The 16035-nt window shown below is 69.6% G+C and carries 17 protein-coding genes and 2 tRNA genes; 6 read left to right on the top strand and 13 right to left on the bottom strand.

Annotated elements, in window-relative coordinates:
- Positions 1 to 92 precede the first annotated feature (92 nt).
- Together D452_RS0116430 and D452_RS0116425 are read left to right on the top strand one after the other, a co-directional pair.
- Positions 93 to 1625 carry an endonuclease/exonuclease/phosphatase family protein gene (locus D452_RS0116430; protein ID WP_017545242.1) on the top strand — a complete coding sequence of 511 codons (1533 nt, stop codon included), beginning with the start codon at positions 93 to 95 and terminating at the stop codon, positions 1623 to 1625.
- Between the two features lie 120 nt (positions 1626 to 1745).
- Positions 1746 to 1979: a hypothetical protein gene (locus D452_RS0116425; protein ID WP_017545241.1), complete on the top strand. Its 234-nt coding sequence runs from the start codon at positions 1746 to 1748 to the stop codon at positions 1977 to 1979.
- Here the strand turns inward: D452_RS0116425 and D452_RS0116420 are convergent.
- Together D452_RS0116420 and D452_RS0116415 are read right to left on the bottom strand one after the other, a co-directional pair.
- Positions 1951 to 2268, bottom strand: a complete 318-nt coding sequence (locus tag D452_RS0116420) for an ArsR/SmtB family transcription factor (RefSeq protein WP_017545240.1) — start codon at positions 2266 to 2268, stop codon at positions 1951 to 1953. The two genes, D452_RS0116425 and D452_RS0116420, sit on opposite strands and share 29 nt — an antisense overlap.
- 4 nt (positions 2269 to 2272) lie before the next feature.
- Complete coding sequence (locus tag D452_RS0116415) at positions 2273 to 3130, bottom strand: SRPBCC domain-containing protein (RefSeq protein ID WP_017545239.1); 858 nt, start codon at positions 3128 to 3130, stop codon at positions 2273 to 2275.
- Between the two features lie 135 nt (positions 3131 to 3265).
- Between D452_RS0116415 and D452_RS0116410 the strand changes: the two genes are divergently transcribed.
- Positions 3266 to 3868, top strand: coding sequence for a DUF998 domain-containing protein (locus tag D452_RS0116410; protein ID WP_017545238.1), 603 nt, complete (start codon positions 3266 to 3268; stop codon positions 3866 to 3868).
- Here D452_RS0116410 and D452_RS0116405 read toward each other — a convergent pair.
- Both D452_RS0116405 and D452_RS0116400 read right to left on the bottom strand, forming a co-directional pair.
- The gene (locus D452_RS0116405) at positions 3861 to 4709 is read right to left on the bottom strand and encodes an NAD(P)H-binding protein (protein ID WP_026129384.1); all 849 of its coding nucleotides are present in this window, start codon (positions 4707 to 4709) and stop codon (positions 3861 to 3863) included. The two genes, D452_RS0116410 and D452_RS0116405, sit on opposite strands and share 8 nt — an antisense overlap.
- Positions 4710 to 5175: 466 nt before the next feature.
- Positions 5176 to 5248, bottom strand: a tRNA-Ala gene (locus D452_RS0116400).
- 172 nt (positions 5249 to 5420) lie between these two features.
- Here D452_RS0116400 and D452_RS0116395 point away from each other — a divergent pair.
- Positions 5421 to 5714 carry a GroES family chaperonin gene (locus D452_RS0116395; RefSeq protein ID WP_017545236.1) on the top strand — a complete coding sequence of 98 codons (294 nt, stop codon included), beginning with the start codon at positions 5421 to 5423 and terminating at the stop codon, positions 5712 to 5714.
- A 22-nt stretch (positions 5715 to 5736) separates the two neighbouring features.
- Here the strand turns inward: D452_RS0116395 and D452_RS0116390 are convergent, their stop codons facing one another.
- Positions 5737 to 6324 carry a TetR/AcrR family transcriptional regulator gene (locus D452_RS0116390; protein WP_017545235.1) on the bottom strand — a complete coding sequence of 196 codons (588 nt, stop codon included), beginning with the start codon at positions 6322 to 6324 and terminating at the stop codon, positions 5737 to 5739.
- 150 nt (positions 6325 to 6474) lie between these two features.
- Between D452_RS0116390 and D452_RS0116385 the strand changes: the two genes are divergently transcribed.
- Positions 6475 to 8232 (top strand): ABC transporter ATP-binding protein, encoded by a 1758-nt coding sequence (locus D452_RS0116385; protein ID WP_017545234.1) that lies wholly within the window; start codon positions 6475 to 6477, stop codon positions 8230 to 8232.
- 59 nt (positions 8233 to 8291) lie between these two features.
- Here the strand turns inward: D452_RS0116385 and D452_RS0116380 are convergent, their stop codons facing one another.
- The 7 genes from D452_RS0116380 to nadD form a co-directional block, all read right to left on the bottom strand.
- On the bottom strand, positions 8292 to 8942 hold the full coding sequence (locus D452_RS0116380; RefSeq protein ID WP_017545233.1) for an ABC transporter ATP-binding protein: 651 nt from the start codon (positions 8940 to 8942) through the stop codon (positions 8292 to 8294).
- Positions 8943 to 8970: 28 nt separating this feature from the next.
- Positions 8971 to 10941, bottom strand: a complete 1971-nt coding sequence (locus tag D452_RS0116375; RefSeq protein WP_152498600.1) for a hypothetical protein — start codon at positions 10939 to 10941, stop codon at positions 8971 to 8973.
- Between the two features lie 144 nt (positions 10942 to 11085).
- Entirely contained in the window at positions 11086 to 11358 is a 273-nt protein-coding gene (locus D452_RS0116370; RefSeq protein ID WP_233515634.1) for a lactococcin 972 family bacteriocin, read from the bottom strand.
- A gap of 341 nt (positions 11359 to 11699) precedes the next feature.
- Positions 11700 to 11772, bottom strand: a tRNA-Ala gene (locus D452_RS0116365).
- A 77-nt stretch (positions 11773 to 11849) separates the two neighbouring features.
- Positions 11850 to 12473 (bottom strand): histidine phosphatase family protein, encoded by a 624-nt coding sequence (locus tag D452_RS0116360; RefSeq protein WP_026129382.1) that lies wholly within the window; start codon positions 12471 to 12473, stop codon positions 11850 to 11852.
- A gap of 42 nt (positions 12474 to 12515) precedes the next feature.
- Positions 12516 to 12914 carry a ribosome silencing factor gene (gene rsfS / locus D452_RS0116355; RefSeq protein ID WP_017545229.1) on the bottom strand — a complete coding sequence of 133 codons (399 nt, stop codon included), beginning with the start codon at positions 12912 to 12914 and terminating at the stop codon, positions 12516 to 12518.
- 49 nt (positions 12915 to 12963) lie between these two features.
- Positions 12964 to 13572: a nicotinate-nucleotide adenylyltransferase gene (nadD, locus tag D452_RS0116350; RefSeq protein WP_255421452.1), complete on the bottom strand. Its 609-nt coding sequence runs from the start codon at positions 13570 to 13572 to the stop codon at positions 12964 to 12966.
- Between the two features lie 274 nt (positions 13573 to 13846).
- Between nadD and D452_RS0116345 the strand changes: the two genes are divergently transcribed.
- Positions 13847 to 14914, top strand: a complete 1068-nt coding sequence (locus tag D452_RS0116345; protein WP_017545227.1) for a M48 family metallopeptidase — start codon at positions 13847 to 13849, stop codon at positions 14912 to 14914.
- An 80-nt stretch (positions 14915 to 14994) separates the two neighbouring features.
- Here D452_RS0116345 and D452_RS0116340 read toward each other — a convergent pair whose 3' ends face one another.
- Positions 14995 to 15717, bottom strand: coding sequence for an alpha/beta hydrolase family protein (locus D452_RS0116340; RefSeq protein ID WP_017545226.1), 723 nt, complete (start codon positions 15715 to 15717; stop codon positions 14995 to 14997).
- Between the last annotated feature and the right edge of the window lie 318 nt (positions 15718 to 16035).

The following is a 16035-nucleotide window of genomic DNA, read 5'->3' as shown; positions in this document are numbered from 1 at the left end:
GACGAGACACCCCCATGTTGGACATGCCCGTTTCCGGGGTACCGGATGGTGGCTTGAGTCTGGAAATCCCCCGAACGAGAGGCTTCCCCCGGATGCGTGTCCGTTTCCTGATCCCGACGGTGCTCACAGCACTCCTCCTGGCGCTGGGGGCGTTCCCCGTGTCCGCCGCACCGCAGGGCACCCTGTCCCTGGCCGAGGGTGAGGACTTCACCTTCGCCTACTCCACTTCCGACCCGCACGCCACCAACTGGATCGGGCTCTACCGCTCGTCCGGCGGCGGGCCCGTGGAGGAGGAGTACGTTGCCCCCTCCCTCGTCTGGGAGTACGCACCCGAGGCCGAAGGGACCGTGCGGCTGTCCGCAGACTCCCTGGAACCCGGCTCCTACACCGCCTTCTTCCTGGCACGTGACGGCTACGCGTGGCTGGCCGAACCGATCGAGGTGCGGCTGTCGGACGAGGGGCCGATCTCTTTCCCGGTGGAGGGGGCCACGCTGCACAACGCCCGCCAGGGTCAGGCCTACGAGGCGCGCCTGGGCGGACTGGTCTCGGGGGCGGGTGCCGAGTTCACGAAGGTGAGCGGGGACGCCTGGGTCGAGGTGGCCGCGGACGGAACCCTCTCGGGCACCCCGCGCGCCTCGGCGCGACGTGAGCCGGGTGCCTCCCGCCCCGACCGCTCCTCGGCGATGGTGACGGTGGAGGCCACCGGCGAGGACGGCTCCTCCGCACGCCTGGACGTCACCGTCCCCGTGCGCCGCCACAACGAGCCGCTGGTCGACGAGTTGGGCGTCATGAGTCTCAACACCTGGCACGGCGGCACGCAGGTCAACGGCTACCACGAGAAGCAGGTGCGCTTCCTGCTGGAGAGCGGTGCCGACGTCGTCGGGCTCCAGGAGACGCAGGGCACGCACGCGGTCCGGCTGGCGCAGGCCCTGGGCTGGCACCACTGGCAGGGGTCGGGCAGTCTCGGGGTGATCAGCCGGTACCCGATCGTGGAGGAGTACGGCGAGGTCAACGCCTCCGGCGGCGTGCGGATCGCGCTGGACGGCGAGGAGTCCCAGGTCAACCTGTGGAACGTGCACCTGGGGTACACCCCCTACGGTCCCTACGACTTCTGCTTCGACGGCATGGACGTGGACCGGGTCCTGGAGCGTGAGGCGGAGTCGGGTCGTACCCCGCAGATCACCGACACCCTGGCCGCGATGTCCGACCAGGTCGACGCCGCCGACGAGGTACCGGTACTGCTCGTGGGTGACTTCAACGCGCCCTCGCACCTGGACTGGACCGAGGAGCTGAGGGAGAAGAACTGCGGGTACGCGGACGTGCCGTGGCCGACCTCGGTGCTGCCGACGGAGGCCGGGTTCACGGACTCCTACCGTGTGGCCCATCCGGACCCGGTGAGCTCTCCGGGCCTCACCTGGTCACCGCTCTTCCCGTTCCACGAAGGCTCGACCGGCCCCGTGGAACCGCAGGACCGGATCGACTTCGTCTACCACGCCGGTGATCTCACGGTCCGGGAGTCGCAGGACCTGGTCGTCGGGGACCCCGCCCCGGCGCCGGGGCACGCCGACAACGAGTGGACCACGGACCACGCCGCGGTGCTGACCTTCTACTCGCTCACTTCCTAGGCGCTCCGCCCCTCCCCGGACCGGGGAGGGGCGGAACCCCTCCTGGCTTCCGCGAGGGCGCGCGGGACTCCCGTACCTTGGGACGACGGCGCCCAGACGTCCCGGGAAAGGGGGGTCCGAGTGAGCGACGAAGGAAACCCGCACGTCGCCGCCCTGCTCCGTTGGGAGGAGCACGGTGCCCTGTGGCGCGTGGTGGCACGCACCGGCAGCACCGTGACCGTGTCGATGCTCACCTGCGACGGCGGCACCGAGGTGGACCGCGTCACCTCGGACGACCCCGAACTCCTCTCCTTCCTTGGTCAGCGGACCAGCTCCGAGGAGCCCCTCAGCCCCGATCCTCGGCGATCGACCTGATCCCCTCCAACCTGCGGTCCCAGGCGGCGGCGATACCGCGCAGGTCCCGCCCCACCTCGTCGAGGCGGGCGCCCTCCACCTCGTGAAGGACCGAGCGCCCGCTGCGCCTCGTGCGCACCAGCCCGACGGTGCGCAGGACCTCCAGGTGCTTCACGATCGCCTGCCGGGAGACGGGCAGTTCCCTGGCCAGCTCCGAGGCCGAGGCGGGCTCCCGGCCCAGCCGGACCAGGATGCTCCACCGGGTGTCGTCCCCCAGAGCGGCGAAGACCGGAGGCAGTGCGGTGTCCACGGCCTCATCTCCCCTGCGTGGCGGAGAGGTGTTCGGTGAGGGTGGTGAGTCCGCCGTTCCAACCCTCGAGTTCCACGGCGGCGTTGTCCGCCGCGTCACCGAAACGCGCCTCCAGGGCGTCGAACCCCACCTGGGTGACGGTGAGCAGACTCCCCGTCCCCGAGGCCCTGACCTCGAAGGTCACCAGTGTGCTGTCGTCCGCCCCGGGGTCGGTCCCGGGCTCCATGGCGATCCGGTAGGCGAACCTGCGCGGCGCGTCCACCTCGACGACCCGGCCGCGATACGTTCCGTGCTCGGCCCAGCGCAGTTCCATCGGTGCGCCCGCACGTGGCTCGAAGTCCGCACCGTCGAAGGCGTACCAGGCCGCGAAGTGCTCCGGCGTCGTCAGGACCTCCCACACCCGCTCAGGGCTGGCCTCCACGTGCACGGTGCGCTCGACGGTCAGCGGATCGAGCAGACTGCGCGCGGCGGCGAGTTCGATCTCCCAGCCCTCGACCTGTCCGGCGACGTGGCGACGCAGCTCGGCCTCGGCCAGACCCAACCCCTCGAACCCGCTCTCCACAACCGTGAGCGTGACGCCGCCCGGACGCTCACGAATCCGGATCTCCACCTGCGTGGACTGTTCGTCCTCCACCCTGCCGACCCAGCTGAACACGGCGTGGTGTGGCGGATCGAGCTTCTCCGTGCGCACCCGGAACACACCGTGCGTGGGGTCGTGCACGAGGTGCACACCCTCCTCGACCTCCTCGATCCGGTGGTCGACCACTCGGCCGTCGTTGATGAACCATCCCGGCCGCGAGACGAGCTCCCAGACCCGTTCCGCGGTGGCGTCGATGTCCACCTGTCGTTCGATCCTGTCCATACCAACCCCCTTTGTGCAACTCCAGGATTGCACATGGGTCGACCAAACCGCAACCAATGCATTGCACAATCCTTGCGGGAATCAGTCCGATCGGCCTAAAATCCGTCCATACGGCCTAATCGTTCGGAGCCCCCCATGACCCCACTCCTGTGGTCCGGAGCCGTCGGCTCCTGGCTGTTCGTCGCCGTCTTCCTGCTGGACGGCCTCACCCGACCCGGATACCAGCCCGTCAGGCAACCCGTCAGCGCCCTGGCACTCGGCCCTCGCGGGTGGATCCAGACGACCAACTTCGTCCTCTGCGGTCTGCTGATCACGGCCGGGGCCACCACCCTGCCCACCGCCACCGACGGCTATGCGCTGGCCCTGGGCGTGGGAGTGCTCGGACTCGCCCTGGTGGCCTCGGGAATCTTCCGCATGGACCCGATGCGCGGTTACCCGCCCGGCACCCCGGACTCCACCCCGGAGGAGTACTCCACACGGCACCAGGCGCACGACTGGGCGGGCACGGTGGTGTTCCTGCTGCTGCCGGGGGTCGCACTCATCGCGGTCCTCGAACTCGCGGACCCGGCCTGGAAGGTGGCGTCGGGGATCGTCGCCGCGGCGTCCGCCGTGGCAGTCGGCGCCTTCGGCCGACTGTGGGAGCAGGACTCGCCCAGGGTGGGCCTGGTGCAGCGAGCCGCGATCACCATCAGCCTGGTCTGGCTCGGCTGCCTGTTCGCCTACGGGGCGACTACCTGAAGTCCGCCGCGTGGTCGCGCGCCCACTGCCGGAAGGTGCGTGCGGGCCGCCCGAGGGCGTCCATCGAGGTCGGCAGCGCCTCCGGTTGCAGGACCTCCAGGTCCCCGGGGTCCGACTCGCCACCGGAGTAGTCCTCGAAGCCCAACAGGAAGTCCGCGTTGTCGGCCGCGAATCCGCCCTGGGCCAGGTAGTCCTTCCTCGCCGTGTGGGCGTCGACCACCTCGAAGCGCACCGGTTCCCCGATCGCCTCCGCGATCGCGGCCACCTGTTCCCGGCGGCTCACCAGATCCGGGCCGTTCAGGGTGTACGCCCGTCCAGTGTGCCCCTCCCCCGTCAGTCCGGCCACCGCGACGTCCGCGATGTCCCGTTCGTGCACCGGGTACCAGGCCTCCTCCGGCAACGGGTCCCTGACCGTCCGCCGGCGCCTGATCGAAGGCCCCCACAGCCGGAGTTTGTTCAACGCGAACTCCCCCGGGCGCACGTGGGTCCACTCCATTCCCGAGGCCTCCACCGCCCTCTCCACCGGAAGGTGGTAGTCGGTGTCGAACCCGTGGGTGACGGCACCGGAGGAAAGGGTCACCACTCTGGTGACACCCGCCGCACGCGCCATTTCCACCACACGCCCAGCCATGTCCGGAACGGGGAAGAGATAGACCCGGTCGACCCCCTCGAAGACCCCTTCCAGGCTCTGCGGGCGGGCGAGATCACCGACCACACCCTCGACGCCGTCGGGCAGGTCGTCACGGACCCGCCGCGAGAGCGCCCGGACCTGGACTCCCCTGAGCCCCTCCACCACCAGTCGGCCGACATTACCGCTCGCACCGGTCACGAGAATTCTCATTCACACACCTCCGCTTCAACCGTATCCTTGAACCATTTGTAGAGGGTTGAGTCGATACCCAAAAGGCCAAAGGGCGACAACCCTCAAACAGAGAAAGAACCCAGGGAGAAAGGGGGAACGGATCGAGCCACTTTCGGAACGCGACGGGAGCCAGGATCCGGGGCACAGGAGACGCCGGTACGGCGGGAGGAAGGAAGAGAGGGAACCGGTCGCGGAACGGCACCGCCGTATGCGAACCGAACGGAGGGCCGAACACCCGTGTCAGCCGTGGACGGGACGTCACGGTGTGCCCACCCCGAGCAGGGTGGCGAGGTACGCGAGCCCCGGCGAGCGCGCACCGGGGGTGGGGGTCACCCCGGTGCAACGGCGGGGCGACCCGGCGATCGCGTGCGATCAGAGTCGTCTCGGAGAAAGCAGGAAGGCCCGCCGGGAGGTTGCGCGGCAACCACCCAGCGGGCCCTACTCGTGGAGCTATGGGGATTCGAACCCCAGACCTCCTCCATGCCATGGAGGCGCGCTACCAACTGCGCCATAGCCCCTGGTAGGCCGGGCGGTTTCCCCGCTCGGCACACTTCAACTCTACAGGAAGTCAAGGGTGGGTCGGACCAGGGTGAAACCTTGGGTGACCTTCGGGTGCTCCCGGGCGTGGGGGCTGGTCCCGGTCGGGCCGAATACTCTGGGGAGGTGGCCGAATCAAAGCTTGAAATCCAGATGCTCCATGACCGCCTGTTGGTGAAGACGGTCCCGGACAAGAGTGAGCGGCGCAGCAGCGCGGGTCTGGTCATCCCGGACACGGTGAAGCTGGCGACCAGGCTGGCCTGGGGCGAGGTGCGCGGCGCCGGGACGGGTGCGCGTCACGTGAAGACGGGTGACCGTGTGCTCTTCGACCCCGAGGAACAGGGCGAGGTCGAGTTGAACGGTGAGCGCTACGTGATTCTGCGGGAGCGGGACGTCCACGCGATCGCGAACGAGGCTCCGGATCGGGGCACCGGCCTCTACCTGTGAGGACCGACCGGCCCCCGAGCGGTCAGGCCGCCCTTTCCCGCGAGACGGCCTTGACCAGTGACATCAGGCACATGTTGTGCGCCTCGAAGGCGGGGACCCTGGCCGTGGTCACGTGGAGCCAGCCCGCGTAGAGGGTGGACCACATGAGCTGCTGTGCCCACAGCGGCGTGATCCGGGGGTCGATGGTGCCGTCCTCGTGTCCGCGCTCGACGATCTCGTAGAGGGCGAGGTCGCTGGGCCCGCACTCCTCCTCGTCCTGCGCCTGCGCGGCCTCCTCCCCGGCGAAGGAGAGCATGGCGGCCCGGCGGAGCGCGAAGTACTCGGACACGAGCCGGGAGAAGGCCTCGATGGCGGTGCCCTCCGTGGTCCGCGCGCGTTCGGTGGCCTCGTTGGCCAGTTCGTCGGTGTAGTCGCCCAGGGCCGCCACGAGGTCGGCGCGCTCGGGGAAGTAGCGCTGGAGCGTACTCCGCGCCACCCCGGCGCGGGTGGCCACCTGTGACAGTGGCGCGGCTCGGTTCTCGCCGAGCACGTCGACGGCGGCGTCGAGGATCGCCCGGCGGGTTCGGGCGCGGGTTCTGGTCTCTTCCTCAGAGGGAGCGCTCTTCACCATGTCCTCATAGTAGGGGCGTCGGTAACCTGTTGACAATAATCGGGCACATATGACCTACTTTCATCCATGACTGCTCATCCACCGGTAGAACATGCCCCACCCGACTCTTCGGACGGAACCACACAGGAGCCGCGCTTCGCCCAGTTGAGGGTGCTCTGGTCCTTCGTCCGCCCGTACCGGAGCAAGCTCCTGCTGGGCCTGGTCCTCGCCCTGTTCGGCTCGGCCCTGGAGCTGGCCAACCCGATGGTGGTCAAGCTCGTCCTGGACACCATCTCCGACGCGGGCAGCCTCGCGATGCCCATCGCGATCCTGCTCAGCCTGTTCTGCGTCGGTCTCGTCACCGGCCTGTGGCACTGGATCGTGCTCGGGACCGTCGCCGAGAAGGTCGTCCTCGAGGCCCGCACCTCCCTCGTCCGGCGCTACTTCCGGGCGGCCCTGTTCCCGATGTCCAAGCGCTCCTCCGGCGAGCTCGTCACCAGGGCCACCTCGGACACCGTCCTGCTGAAGGAGGCCGCCTCCAGCAGCATCATCAGCCTGGTCAACGGCGGTGTTCTGATGATCGGGACCCTGGTCATGATGGGCGTCCTCGACCTGGTCCTGCTGAGCGTCACCGTCGTCGCGGTGGTCGTCGTCACGGTCCTGTTCCTCACTCTGATGCCCGCCATCGCCAGGGCACAGGAGAGGGCTCAGAACTCCCTCGGGCTCATGGGCGGGGTGCTCGACGGCTCCCTGCGCGCGATCCGCACAGTGAAGGTGAGCCGGGCCGAGGAGCGTCTGGGATCGCAGATCCTCGAACACGCGGAGGACGCGACCCGGCACGGCATCCGATCGGTCCGGCGCGAGGCCGTGGCCTGGACCATCGCCTTCGGCGGCGTCCAGCTGGCGATCATCGCCATCCTCGGTGTGGGTGCGATGCGGGTGGCCTCGGGGGAGATCGCGGTCTCCACTCTGGTCGCGTTCCTGCTCTACGCCTTCACCCTGATGAACCCGGTCATGGAGCTCTCCCAGAGCGTGACCACCCTCCAGTCGGGCATCGCCGCCGCCAAGCGCATCCGCGAGGTGGAGGCCATTCCCCTCGAACCGACGGCCGAGGGCCCGAGTGGCTCCGCTCCGGGGTCCGGCGACGGTCACGGGGGACCGCTGCTGGAGCTGCGCGGGGTCACCGCCCGGTACGCGCCCGGGGCCGCCGCCGCGTTGGAGGGGGTCGACATGGCCATTCCCAGACGCGGGCACACGGCGATCGTCGGCCCCTCCGGGGCCGGAAAGACCACGGTCCTGTCGCTGCTCCTGCGGTTCCTGGAGCCGGAGGAGGGCCGGATCACGGTCAACGGCACGCCCTACCGCGAACTGTCCCCGCAGCAGGTGCGCGGACACTTCGCCTACGTCGAGCAGGACACCCCGGTGGTGCCCGGAACCATCCGCGAGAACCTGCTGTTCACCAACCCGGAGGCGACGGAGGACGACATCCGGCGGGTCCTCGACGACGTCCTGCTGACCGAGAAGGTCGCGTCCCTGGAGGAGGGCCTGGACACCCCGTTGGACGCCAGCTCGGTCTCCGGGGGTCAACGCCAGCGCATCGCCCTGGCCAGGGCCCTGCTCGGCTCCCCGGACGTGCTGCTCCTCGACGAGGCCACCTCGCAGGTGGACGCGATCACCGAGTCGGCCATCACCCGCAGCGTGCGCGGACACGCGGACCGGGCGGCCGTGGTGACCATCGCGCACCGGTTGTCCACGGTGATCCACGCCGACCGCATCCTGCTCCTGGAGGACGGGATCATCCGCGCGCAGGGCACCCACGGGCAGCTCCTGGAGCAGGACGACCTGTACCGGAACCTGGTCTCCGCGCTGCACATCGCCGAGACCGAGGACCGCGGCGAGGAGGTGGCCTCAGGGGCGCCGTCCGTGTGATCGGAGCTCCGGTGGCGGGCTCGGGCGCGTACCTGCGATCGGCCGCCGCGAGGTGCGGGTCAGCGGCCGGGTCCGGCGGCGACCGGGCGACGGCCGGAGGCCTCCCCCACGTCGAACACGGCGTCGCAGGAGTCCCGCACCGAGGCGTCGTGGGTGGCGATCACCACCGAGCACCCCTCGTCAGCCATCTCCGCCAGAGTGTCGATGACCATGGCGCCGTTCTCCTGGTCCAGGGCGCCGGTGGGCTCGTCGGCCAGAACCAGGCGGGGCCGCTTGACCAGGAGCCGGGCCAGCGCCACGCGCTGCTGCTCGCCCCCGGACAGGTGGTGCACCGGCTCCCGGTCCCGCCCTGCCAGACCGACGCGGTCGAGCGCCTCCTCCTGCCGTTCCCGGTCGCGGCGGACCACGTCGAGGTTCTGGCGGACGGTGGCGTTCTCGATCAGGGCGTAGTTCTGGAACAGGTAGCCGAGGTGGTCCCTCCGGAAGCGCCGTCGGCGCCCGGCTCCCTGCCTGGTCACGGACCGGCCGTAGAAGAGGATCTCTCCGGAGTCGGGGGCCTCCAGGAGTCCGAGGCAGTTGAGGAGGGTGGTCTTTCCGCTGCCGGACGGGCCGACCAGCGCGAGCGTCTCGCCGGGACGGATGTCGAGGTTCACGCCCTCCCACAGGACGCGCCGTCCGAAGGACTTGCCGAGGTCGAGTGTGTTGATCACGCTGTGCTCCTTGGGATGGTCGACCGGATCATGCCTGGGAGGCGCCCTCACGCACCACGCGGCGGTGGAAACCCACGAGCGTGGCGGTGACGAGCAGGAGGCCGGACACGGCGATGGCCGCCGCGAGGAAGGGCTGGAGTCCGAGGGCCGCCGCGGGTTCACCGGTCACCGGGTTGGCAGGGTCGGCGTGCCAGGCGAGTTCGGCCCTGGTACGCCAGACGGCCCAGCCGACGAACAGCGCGGCCAGGGCGGACTCCACCACGAGCAGCCTCCGGTGGATGGCGAGGAACCCCCATCCGGCCAGGTGGCGCGCGAAGATCGTCTGGGCCCGGGCGCGGACGTGGATGACGCAGACGGAGACGGCGGTCATCAGCAGCACGACCGTGGCCGCCGCCAGGTTGAAGGTCTGGAGCCGCATGTCGCGGACGAGCTGCGTCTGGATGTCCGCCGCGCTGGTGACGACCATCTGGAGGCCGTTGACGTAGGTCGAGAAGGGCGGTCGCGCGATGGACGCCGCGGCGAATCCGGGGTCGGGGAAGACCAGTCCCCCGCTGGTCGCATAGGAGACGTAGGTGTGGTCGTCCAGGACACCGCCGTCGGGCAGGACCACGATCACCGGGTCCTCCAGGTGGGCCCGGCTGTGGACGTCCCCGGGCAGGTCCGAGCCGTAGGTGAAGATCCGTTGTCCGGTCGCGACGGTCGCCGTCCGGAACCCCTGGGCCGATCCCTCACCGACGAACCGCAGCCATGAGCCGAACCCCTCCAGGATGGCGCCGACCTCCTCGGTCCGGTTCTCGGGGACGAGGAGGCGCACCCCGGGTTCCCGGCCGAGGCGTCGCCCGTCGGCGGCGGTCACCACCTGCTGTTCCAGGTAGGTGTCGTTGACCACCAGGACGTCGAAGTCGGGGCGCGGTCTGCCGGGCGGCAGGAGGTTCTCGCCCCGTTCCCGTGCGGTCAGGACCAGCTGGCCCTCCGTGTCGGCCTGGCGGAGCCAGCCCGCCACGAGACCCTCCATGTCCTCGCGTTCGTCCGTCAGGTCGACGCTTCCGGACAGGGTGACCCGCGACGCCTGCCCCGCCTGCTCGTAGCTGTCGAGGCTCTCCTCCTGGGCGCGCACGTTCTGGGCGGAGACGACGACGTGCCCGATCACCACGAGCACGAAGACCAGTGCCGGGACGCGTACGAGGTAGGCCCCTGCCCCGGCGAGACGGGCGGGCAGCCTCCCCTTGAGTGCGCCGAGGATGTCGGTGGCGTGCACCATGGCCAGGGCGAAGGCGTGGGCGACCAGGGCCGCACCGAGGAGCAGCGCGAGGAGCTGTCCCGAGATCGCGGCGAACAGCCCGAGCTGGGACCAGCGGTTGTGGAGGTACAGGGCCAGAAGGACCAGGGCCACGGCGCCGAGCCCGTACCCGAGGTGGAACCGGGCCAGCTGGGCCAGGTCGCGCCCGAGGATGCCCGCGTAGGAGTGGCCCTGGAGACGCAGCACACCGTAGGAACGGGCGTTGAGGAGGACCCCGGAGGCCGTGACCGTGACGGAGAACAGCAGGAGGATGACCAACGCGGTGTCGAGGTCGCCGCCGTACCGGTAGAGGTCGGTCCAGTTCAGTTCCTGCGCGCCGACGCTGGAGACCTCACGGAGGCCGATCCCGGCGAGCTCCTCCTCGAACCGCTGGGTGTCCTCCTGCGTCCCGAAGACCAGGTAGAACCCGCGCGGATCGGGTTGTTCGAGGTCAGCGAAGGGACGGACGTCCGTGCGCATCGTGTGCCCGAAGGAGGGGTAGCCGTCCTCCAGCCAGTTCGCGGCGGGCGCCCCGGACGCGCCCGCCGCCAGGTACAGGTGGCGGGCGTTGCCGGGATCGCGCAGGTCGGGCGTGTGCAGTGCGACGGAGACCCCGGTCTCCTCCGCGAACCCCTCGACCGTGTCGACGATCTGCGGGAGATCGGCGTCCCCGCTGTTGCTGTTCACCCAGACCACGCCGGAGGGAACCGTGATCGCCATTTCCTCGTAGGTGCGAACCGTGACGAAGGAGAGAAAGGCCGCAACCAGGAGGAGAATGAAATGCGTGAAGGTGACACTTCGGTGCAGCACCGAACACTCCGAGGAATAGGGGGATAAAGGGGCGGCGTCCCGCCGCCCCTCAGGTCAGCACGAGGCGACGTCGTTGTTCCAGTAGGTGGCGTTGTTCTTCTCCGCACGCGGGGCGCTGGCGTACGACCACTTGCCCGCGGGCGCCTTGCCCACGGACGTGTAGGTGCCCACAGCGGTGGAGGTGTGGCACACGGTCTCGTGGAGATAGTTCGAGTAGACGCGGGACGACGTCATTCCCTGGTCCCACTTTCCGCCACCGACATTCTGGATTCGGGCAGCAACCGGGCCAATAGCGGCGAAAGCGAGAAATCCGGACAGAATAACCACGAGAGACGTACGCTGAAAGCTGCCCACCAATTGACCCTCTTCTCGGATCGACGACCACACACGAGTAGACCAGAGAATGCACGTCCATTCGCGAGAAATCAAGAGGGAACCGACAGCGCGGGCCGAACGGGAAACCCATCACCCGCACCCACCACGGGCCTGGGAGAACGCGAGCGAGCCAGGCGCCTCAATGAGCGCGGCTACGCGCGGGCAGGGGCGGCGAGGTGCGCGAGCCCCAGCGAGCGCACACCGAGGGCGTGGGGGGCGTCCCCCAAGAGAAACGACGAAACGACCCGGCGAGGAGGACGAGGTCCCCCGAGCAGGGTCGTTTCGGAGTCGAGTGGAGCTATGGGGATTCGAACCCCAGACCTCCTCCATGCCATGGAGGCGCGCTACCAACTGCGCCATAGCCCCGTGTGGGAGTCGTGGGGGCGTGTGCCCTTCCGACTCCCTGAACCTTAGCGGAAGTTGGGCGGTTCGTCGAAACGGGTTCAGGCGTCGTCGCTGAGCACCACGGGCTCGGGGAGGCTGGCGGCGTTGTGTTCCATGAGTCGCCAGGTGTCTGCTCGGGTCTGGAGCACGGACCAGCACGCGTTGCTGAGCGGGCCGAGGATCTCCCGTTGTTCGTCGGGGATGCCGAGCATGCGGGTGATGCCTATCCGCAGGGCCGCTCCGTGGCTGACGACGACCAGGAGGCCGCCGGGCGGGGTCCTGTCGATACCCCGGTGGATGGCGGCGTACATGCGGTCTCCGACTTCGGAGATGGGCTCTCCGTCGGGGATGTCCATGCGGGGGTGTTCGACGGGCCAGCGTTCGGCGAGTTCGGTGGCGGTGTGTCCCTCCCAGCTGCCGCCGAAGCGCTCCCTGAGCCCCTTGTCGTACTCCAGCGGGAGCCCGGAGCACCGGGAGAGGTACCCGGCGGTGTCCGCGGCTCTCCTGAGGTCGGACGCGACGATGACGTCGGGGGTCAGGGTGGCGAGCAACCGACCGGCCCGTTCGGCCTGGGCGTGGCCGACCGGGTCGAGGTCGATGTCGGTCTGTCCCTGGAAGCGTTTCTCGACGTTCCAGGCGGTGCGTCCGTGCCGCCAGAACAGCACACGGGGCGCGTCAGTCACGTGGTGTGTCCCTCTTGTTCGGCGACCGGACGGCCGCGGAGGTTACGGCCCGTCCAGGGGGGTGCGCTCGGCGCCCTGGGCGGTCTCGGGGAGTTCGATCTCCGGGCAGTCCTTCCAGAGGCGTTCGAGGCCGTAGTAGCCGCGCTCCTCCTCGTGCTGGATGTGGACGACGATGTCGGCGTAGTCCAGAAGGACCCAGCGGCCGTCGCGCTCGCCCTCGCGACGCACGGGCTTGGCGCCGGAGTGGATGCGGAGCTGGTCCTCGATCTCGTCGACGATGGCGCGGACCTGGCGGTCGTTGGGCGCCGAGCACAGGACGAAGGCCTCGGTGATGACGAGCTGGTCGCTCACGTCGTAGGCGATGATCTCCTGGGCGAGCTTGTCGGAGGCCGCCTCTGCGGCGACCTTGACGAGTTCCAGGGCCCTGTCGGTGGCTGTCACGTTGTGCCTGCTGCCTTACTTGGTCGGGATGCGGGTCCGCGTGGCGCGGTCAGGACTCCAGGTAGAGCCCGGTCTTGTGGATGTAGCGGACGATGCCGTCCGGTACGAGGTACCAGATGGGTTCGCCCTTGCGGACGCGTTCGCGGCACTCGGTGGAGGAGATGGCGAGCGCGGGGACCTCCACCAGGGAGACCTTGCCCGCGGGCAGGCCGGTGTCACTGAGGTGGTGTCCGGGCCGGTTACAGCCTACGAAATGTGCGAGGTCGAAGAGTTCGTCGACGTTGTGCCAGCTCAGAATGGCACCCAAAGCGTCGGCCCCGGTGATGAAGAAGAGCTCCACGTCCGGGCCGTAGGCGGCGCGCATCTGGCGGAGGGTGTCGAGGGTGTAGGTGGGTCCGGAACGGTCGATCTCGACCCGGTCGACCCTGAACTGGGGGTTCTCGGCGGTCGCGATGACCGTCATGAGGTAGCGGTCCTCGGAGGGGGTGACCTTGTCGAGGTCCTTCTGCCAGGGTTGGCCGGTGGGCACGAAGACCACCTCGTCGAGCCCGAAGAGGTGGGCGACCTCACTCGCGGCGACGAGGTGTCCGTGGTGGATGGGGTCGAAGGTTCCGCCCATGATTCCGACCCGCGTCGGTGCGGAGCCGTCCCGTCTCACGGGTGAGCTCCCTCCGTGGGAGCCGCCGGTGGCCTGGTGTGTCACTGTGCGCTCCGTTTCGCCGTGGCGCTGCCGTCTTGCCGGTTTCGGCCAACCGAGGTTAGCCGACCCTGGCGGGTGTCGGCCCTCTCCCGGGCGCGTTACTCCCGGATCAGCTGAAACAAGGGCCGGGACGCCGTACTTCCCGCGGGTTCGTGAAACTCCGGGGAGTCAAGTCATATCTCGATGGCCCGGAACCGTGGCCAACGGGCATCGTGCCGCATAGCATGCCGTTATGGCCAACTCACCAGACCGCGTACGCGTCCGGCTCACAGACATCTCCCCACGTGCCTACGAGCACCCCGCCGACCGTGGCGCCCTGGTCGCGCTGCGATCGCTGTCGGGCTTCGACACCCTCGTCAAGTCCCTGTTCGGTCGGGTCAACGAGCGCTCGCTCCGCCTGATGTTCCTCTCCAGCGCCGTGCGGGTCAGCCCCACGCAGTTCCCGGAGCTGCACGACTACCTCCGCGACGCCGCCTACGTCCTGGACCTGGACGAGGTACCCGAGCTCTACGTGAAGATGGACCCCCAGCCCAACGCCATGGCGATCGGCCGCAAGAAGCCGTTCATCGTCATGACGACCGGCCTGTTCGACCTCTTCAACGACGAGGAGAAGCGGTTCGTCATCGGCCACGAGGTCGGTCACGTGCTGAGCGGGCACTCCGTGTACCGCACCATGCTCCTGCTGCTGGTGTGGCTCTCCACCAAGATCATGTGGATCCCGCTGGGCGCGATCGCGATCCAGGCGATCCTGGCGGGTCTGCGGGAGTGGCAGCGCAAGTCCGAGCTCTCCAGCGACCGCGCCGGTCTGCTCGCCTGCCAGAACCCCGAGGCCGCCAAGCGCGCCCTGATGAAGCTGGCCGGCGGCTCGAACCTGTCCCAGATGAACCCGGACGCGTTCATGGAGCAGGCCCGCGAGTACGAGGGCGGCGGCGACGCCGTGGACAGCGTCCTCAAACTGATGACCACCATCCCGCAGAGCCACCCGTTCGCGGTGGTGCGGGTGGCCGAGCTGCACCGGTGGATCGAGAGCGGCGAGTACCAGCGGGTCCTGGACGGTGAGTACGCGCGCCGTTCCACCGACCGTGACGCCAGTGTCTCGGAGGAGGCGAGCAACGCGGCCAACTCCTACCGGGAGGGCTGGAGCCGTTCCTCCGACCCTCTGGTGAAGACCATCCGGGACGTGGCGGGCGGCGCCGGGCGCGCCGGCGGCCAGATCTTCGACACGGTGGCGGACCGCTGGCGGGGCGGCCAGAACGGCGGCTCCGAGGGCGGCGGCGACCAGAGCGGCAACAGCAACTAGCCCCACCCGAACTCTTCGGGGGCGGCGCCCGGTCCGGCCGGGTACCGCCCCCTTGGTGTGTCCGGGGCCCTGGGGCGCGGTCAGCCCCAGCCGTGGGCGAGTGTGTCGCGCACCTCGCGCCAGGCGGCGCGTTCGGGGTCGATGACGGCGAAGTGGTCGATTCCGGGGACCTCCCGGTAGTCGACGGGGTCGCCGGCCGCTGCGGCCGCTGCCACGTAGTCGCGGCTGTGCTGGACCGGTACTCGCTGGTCGACGTCCCCGTGGACGACCAGCTGGGGAAGGCCGAGGGGCAGTCGGTGCAGTGGTGAGGACTCGGAGTACAGGGCGGGTGCGGGGTCGGGGCCGAGGAAGGGTGCGACGGCCCCCTCCCCCAGTTCTGCCTCCGCGCAGCGGCGCAGGTCGGTGATGGGGGCGAGGGCGACCACTGAGGTGACCAGGGATTCGGCCGCCGTCATCAGGGCGAGGTGTCCCCCGGCCGAGTGCCCGATGGACACCACGCGTGAGGCGTCCAGGCCCGGGTCGCGGTTCGCGGTGGCGGCGAGCAGGTCGAGGGCGCGGACGACGTCGTCCCGGGTCTGCGGCCAGCCGCCGCCGTCCTCTCCGGTGCGCCGGTACTCGACGTTCCAGACCGCCCACCCGGTGGCGGCGAGGTCGTGGGCGATCGGGTCCATGAGGTGGGCGTCGTGCAGGTCGCGCCACCAGCCGCCGTGCAGGAGGACCGCCACGGGCGCGGGGCCCTCGGCGCCCTCGGGGTCCCAACGGTGGATGATCTGGCTGGGGTACGCACCGTAGGACGTCGTCACCGCGGTCTCCCTTGCTCGTGGCCCGTCCCGTCCCGGTTCCGGGGCGCCCGGGGCCTCTGGGCGCCCCTCCAGTGCCGGGTGGCCGGTGTCTCGGAGGAACGTAGCAGGTCGGGCCGGGGTGGGGGGCCGTGGGGGACGACCCGGTGTCGAAGTCGGCCGCGCGCTCCCGGCGCCGGTGCGCGAAGACGTGGTGTCGTCGCTGAGGAGCTCCACGGAAGGACCTCGACCCTCGTCGTGACGTGATCCACCCGACATCACAAATGTGCGGTAACGGTGACGACCGCCAAGAGACCTACATGGAGAGTTCTCCGCGGTGTG

The sequence above is a fragment of the Nocardiopsis prasina DSM 43845 genome (genome assembly GCF_000341265.1).
GTDB classification, from domain to species: Bacteria; Actinomycetota; Actinomycetes; order Streptosporangiales; family Streptosporangiaceae; genus Nocardiopsis; species Nocardiopsis prasina.
This window is presented reverse-complemented; position numbering and strand designations above follow the sequence as displayed.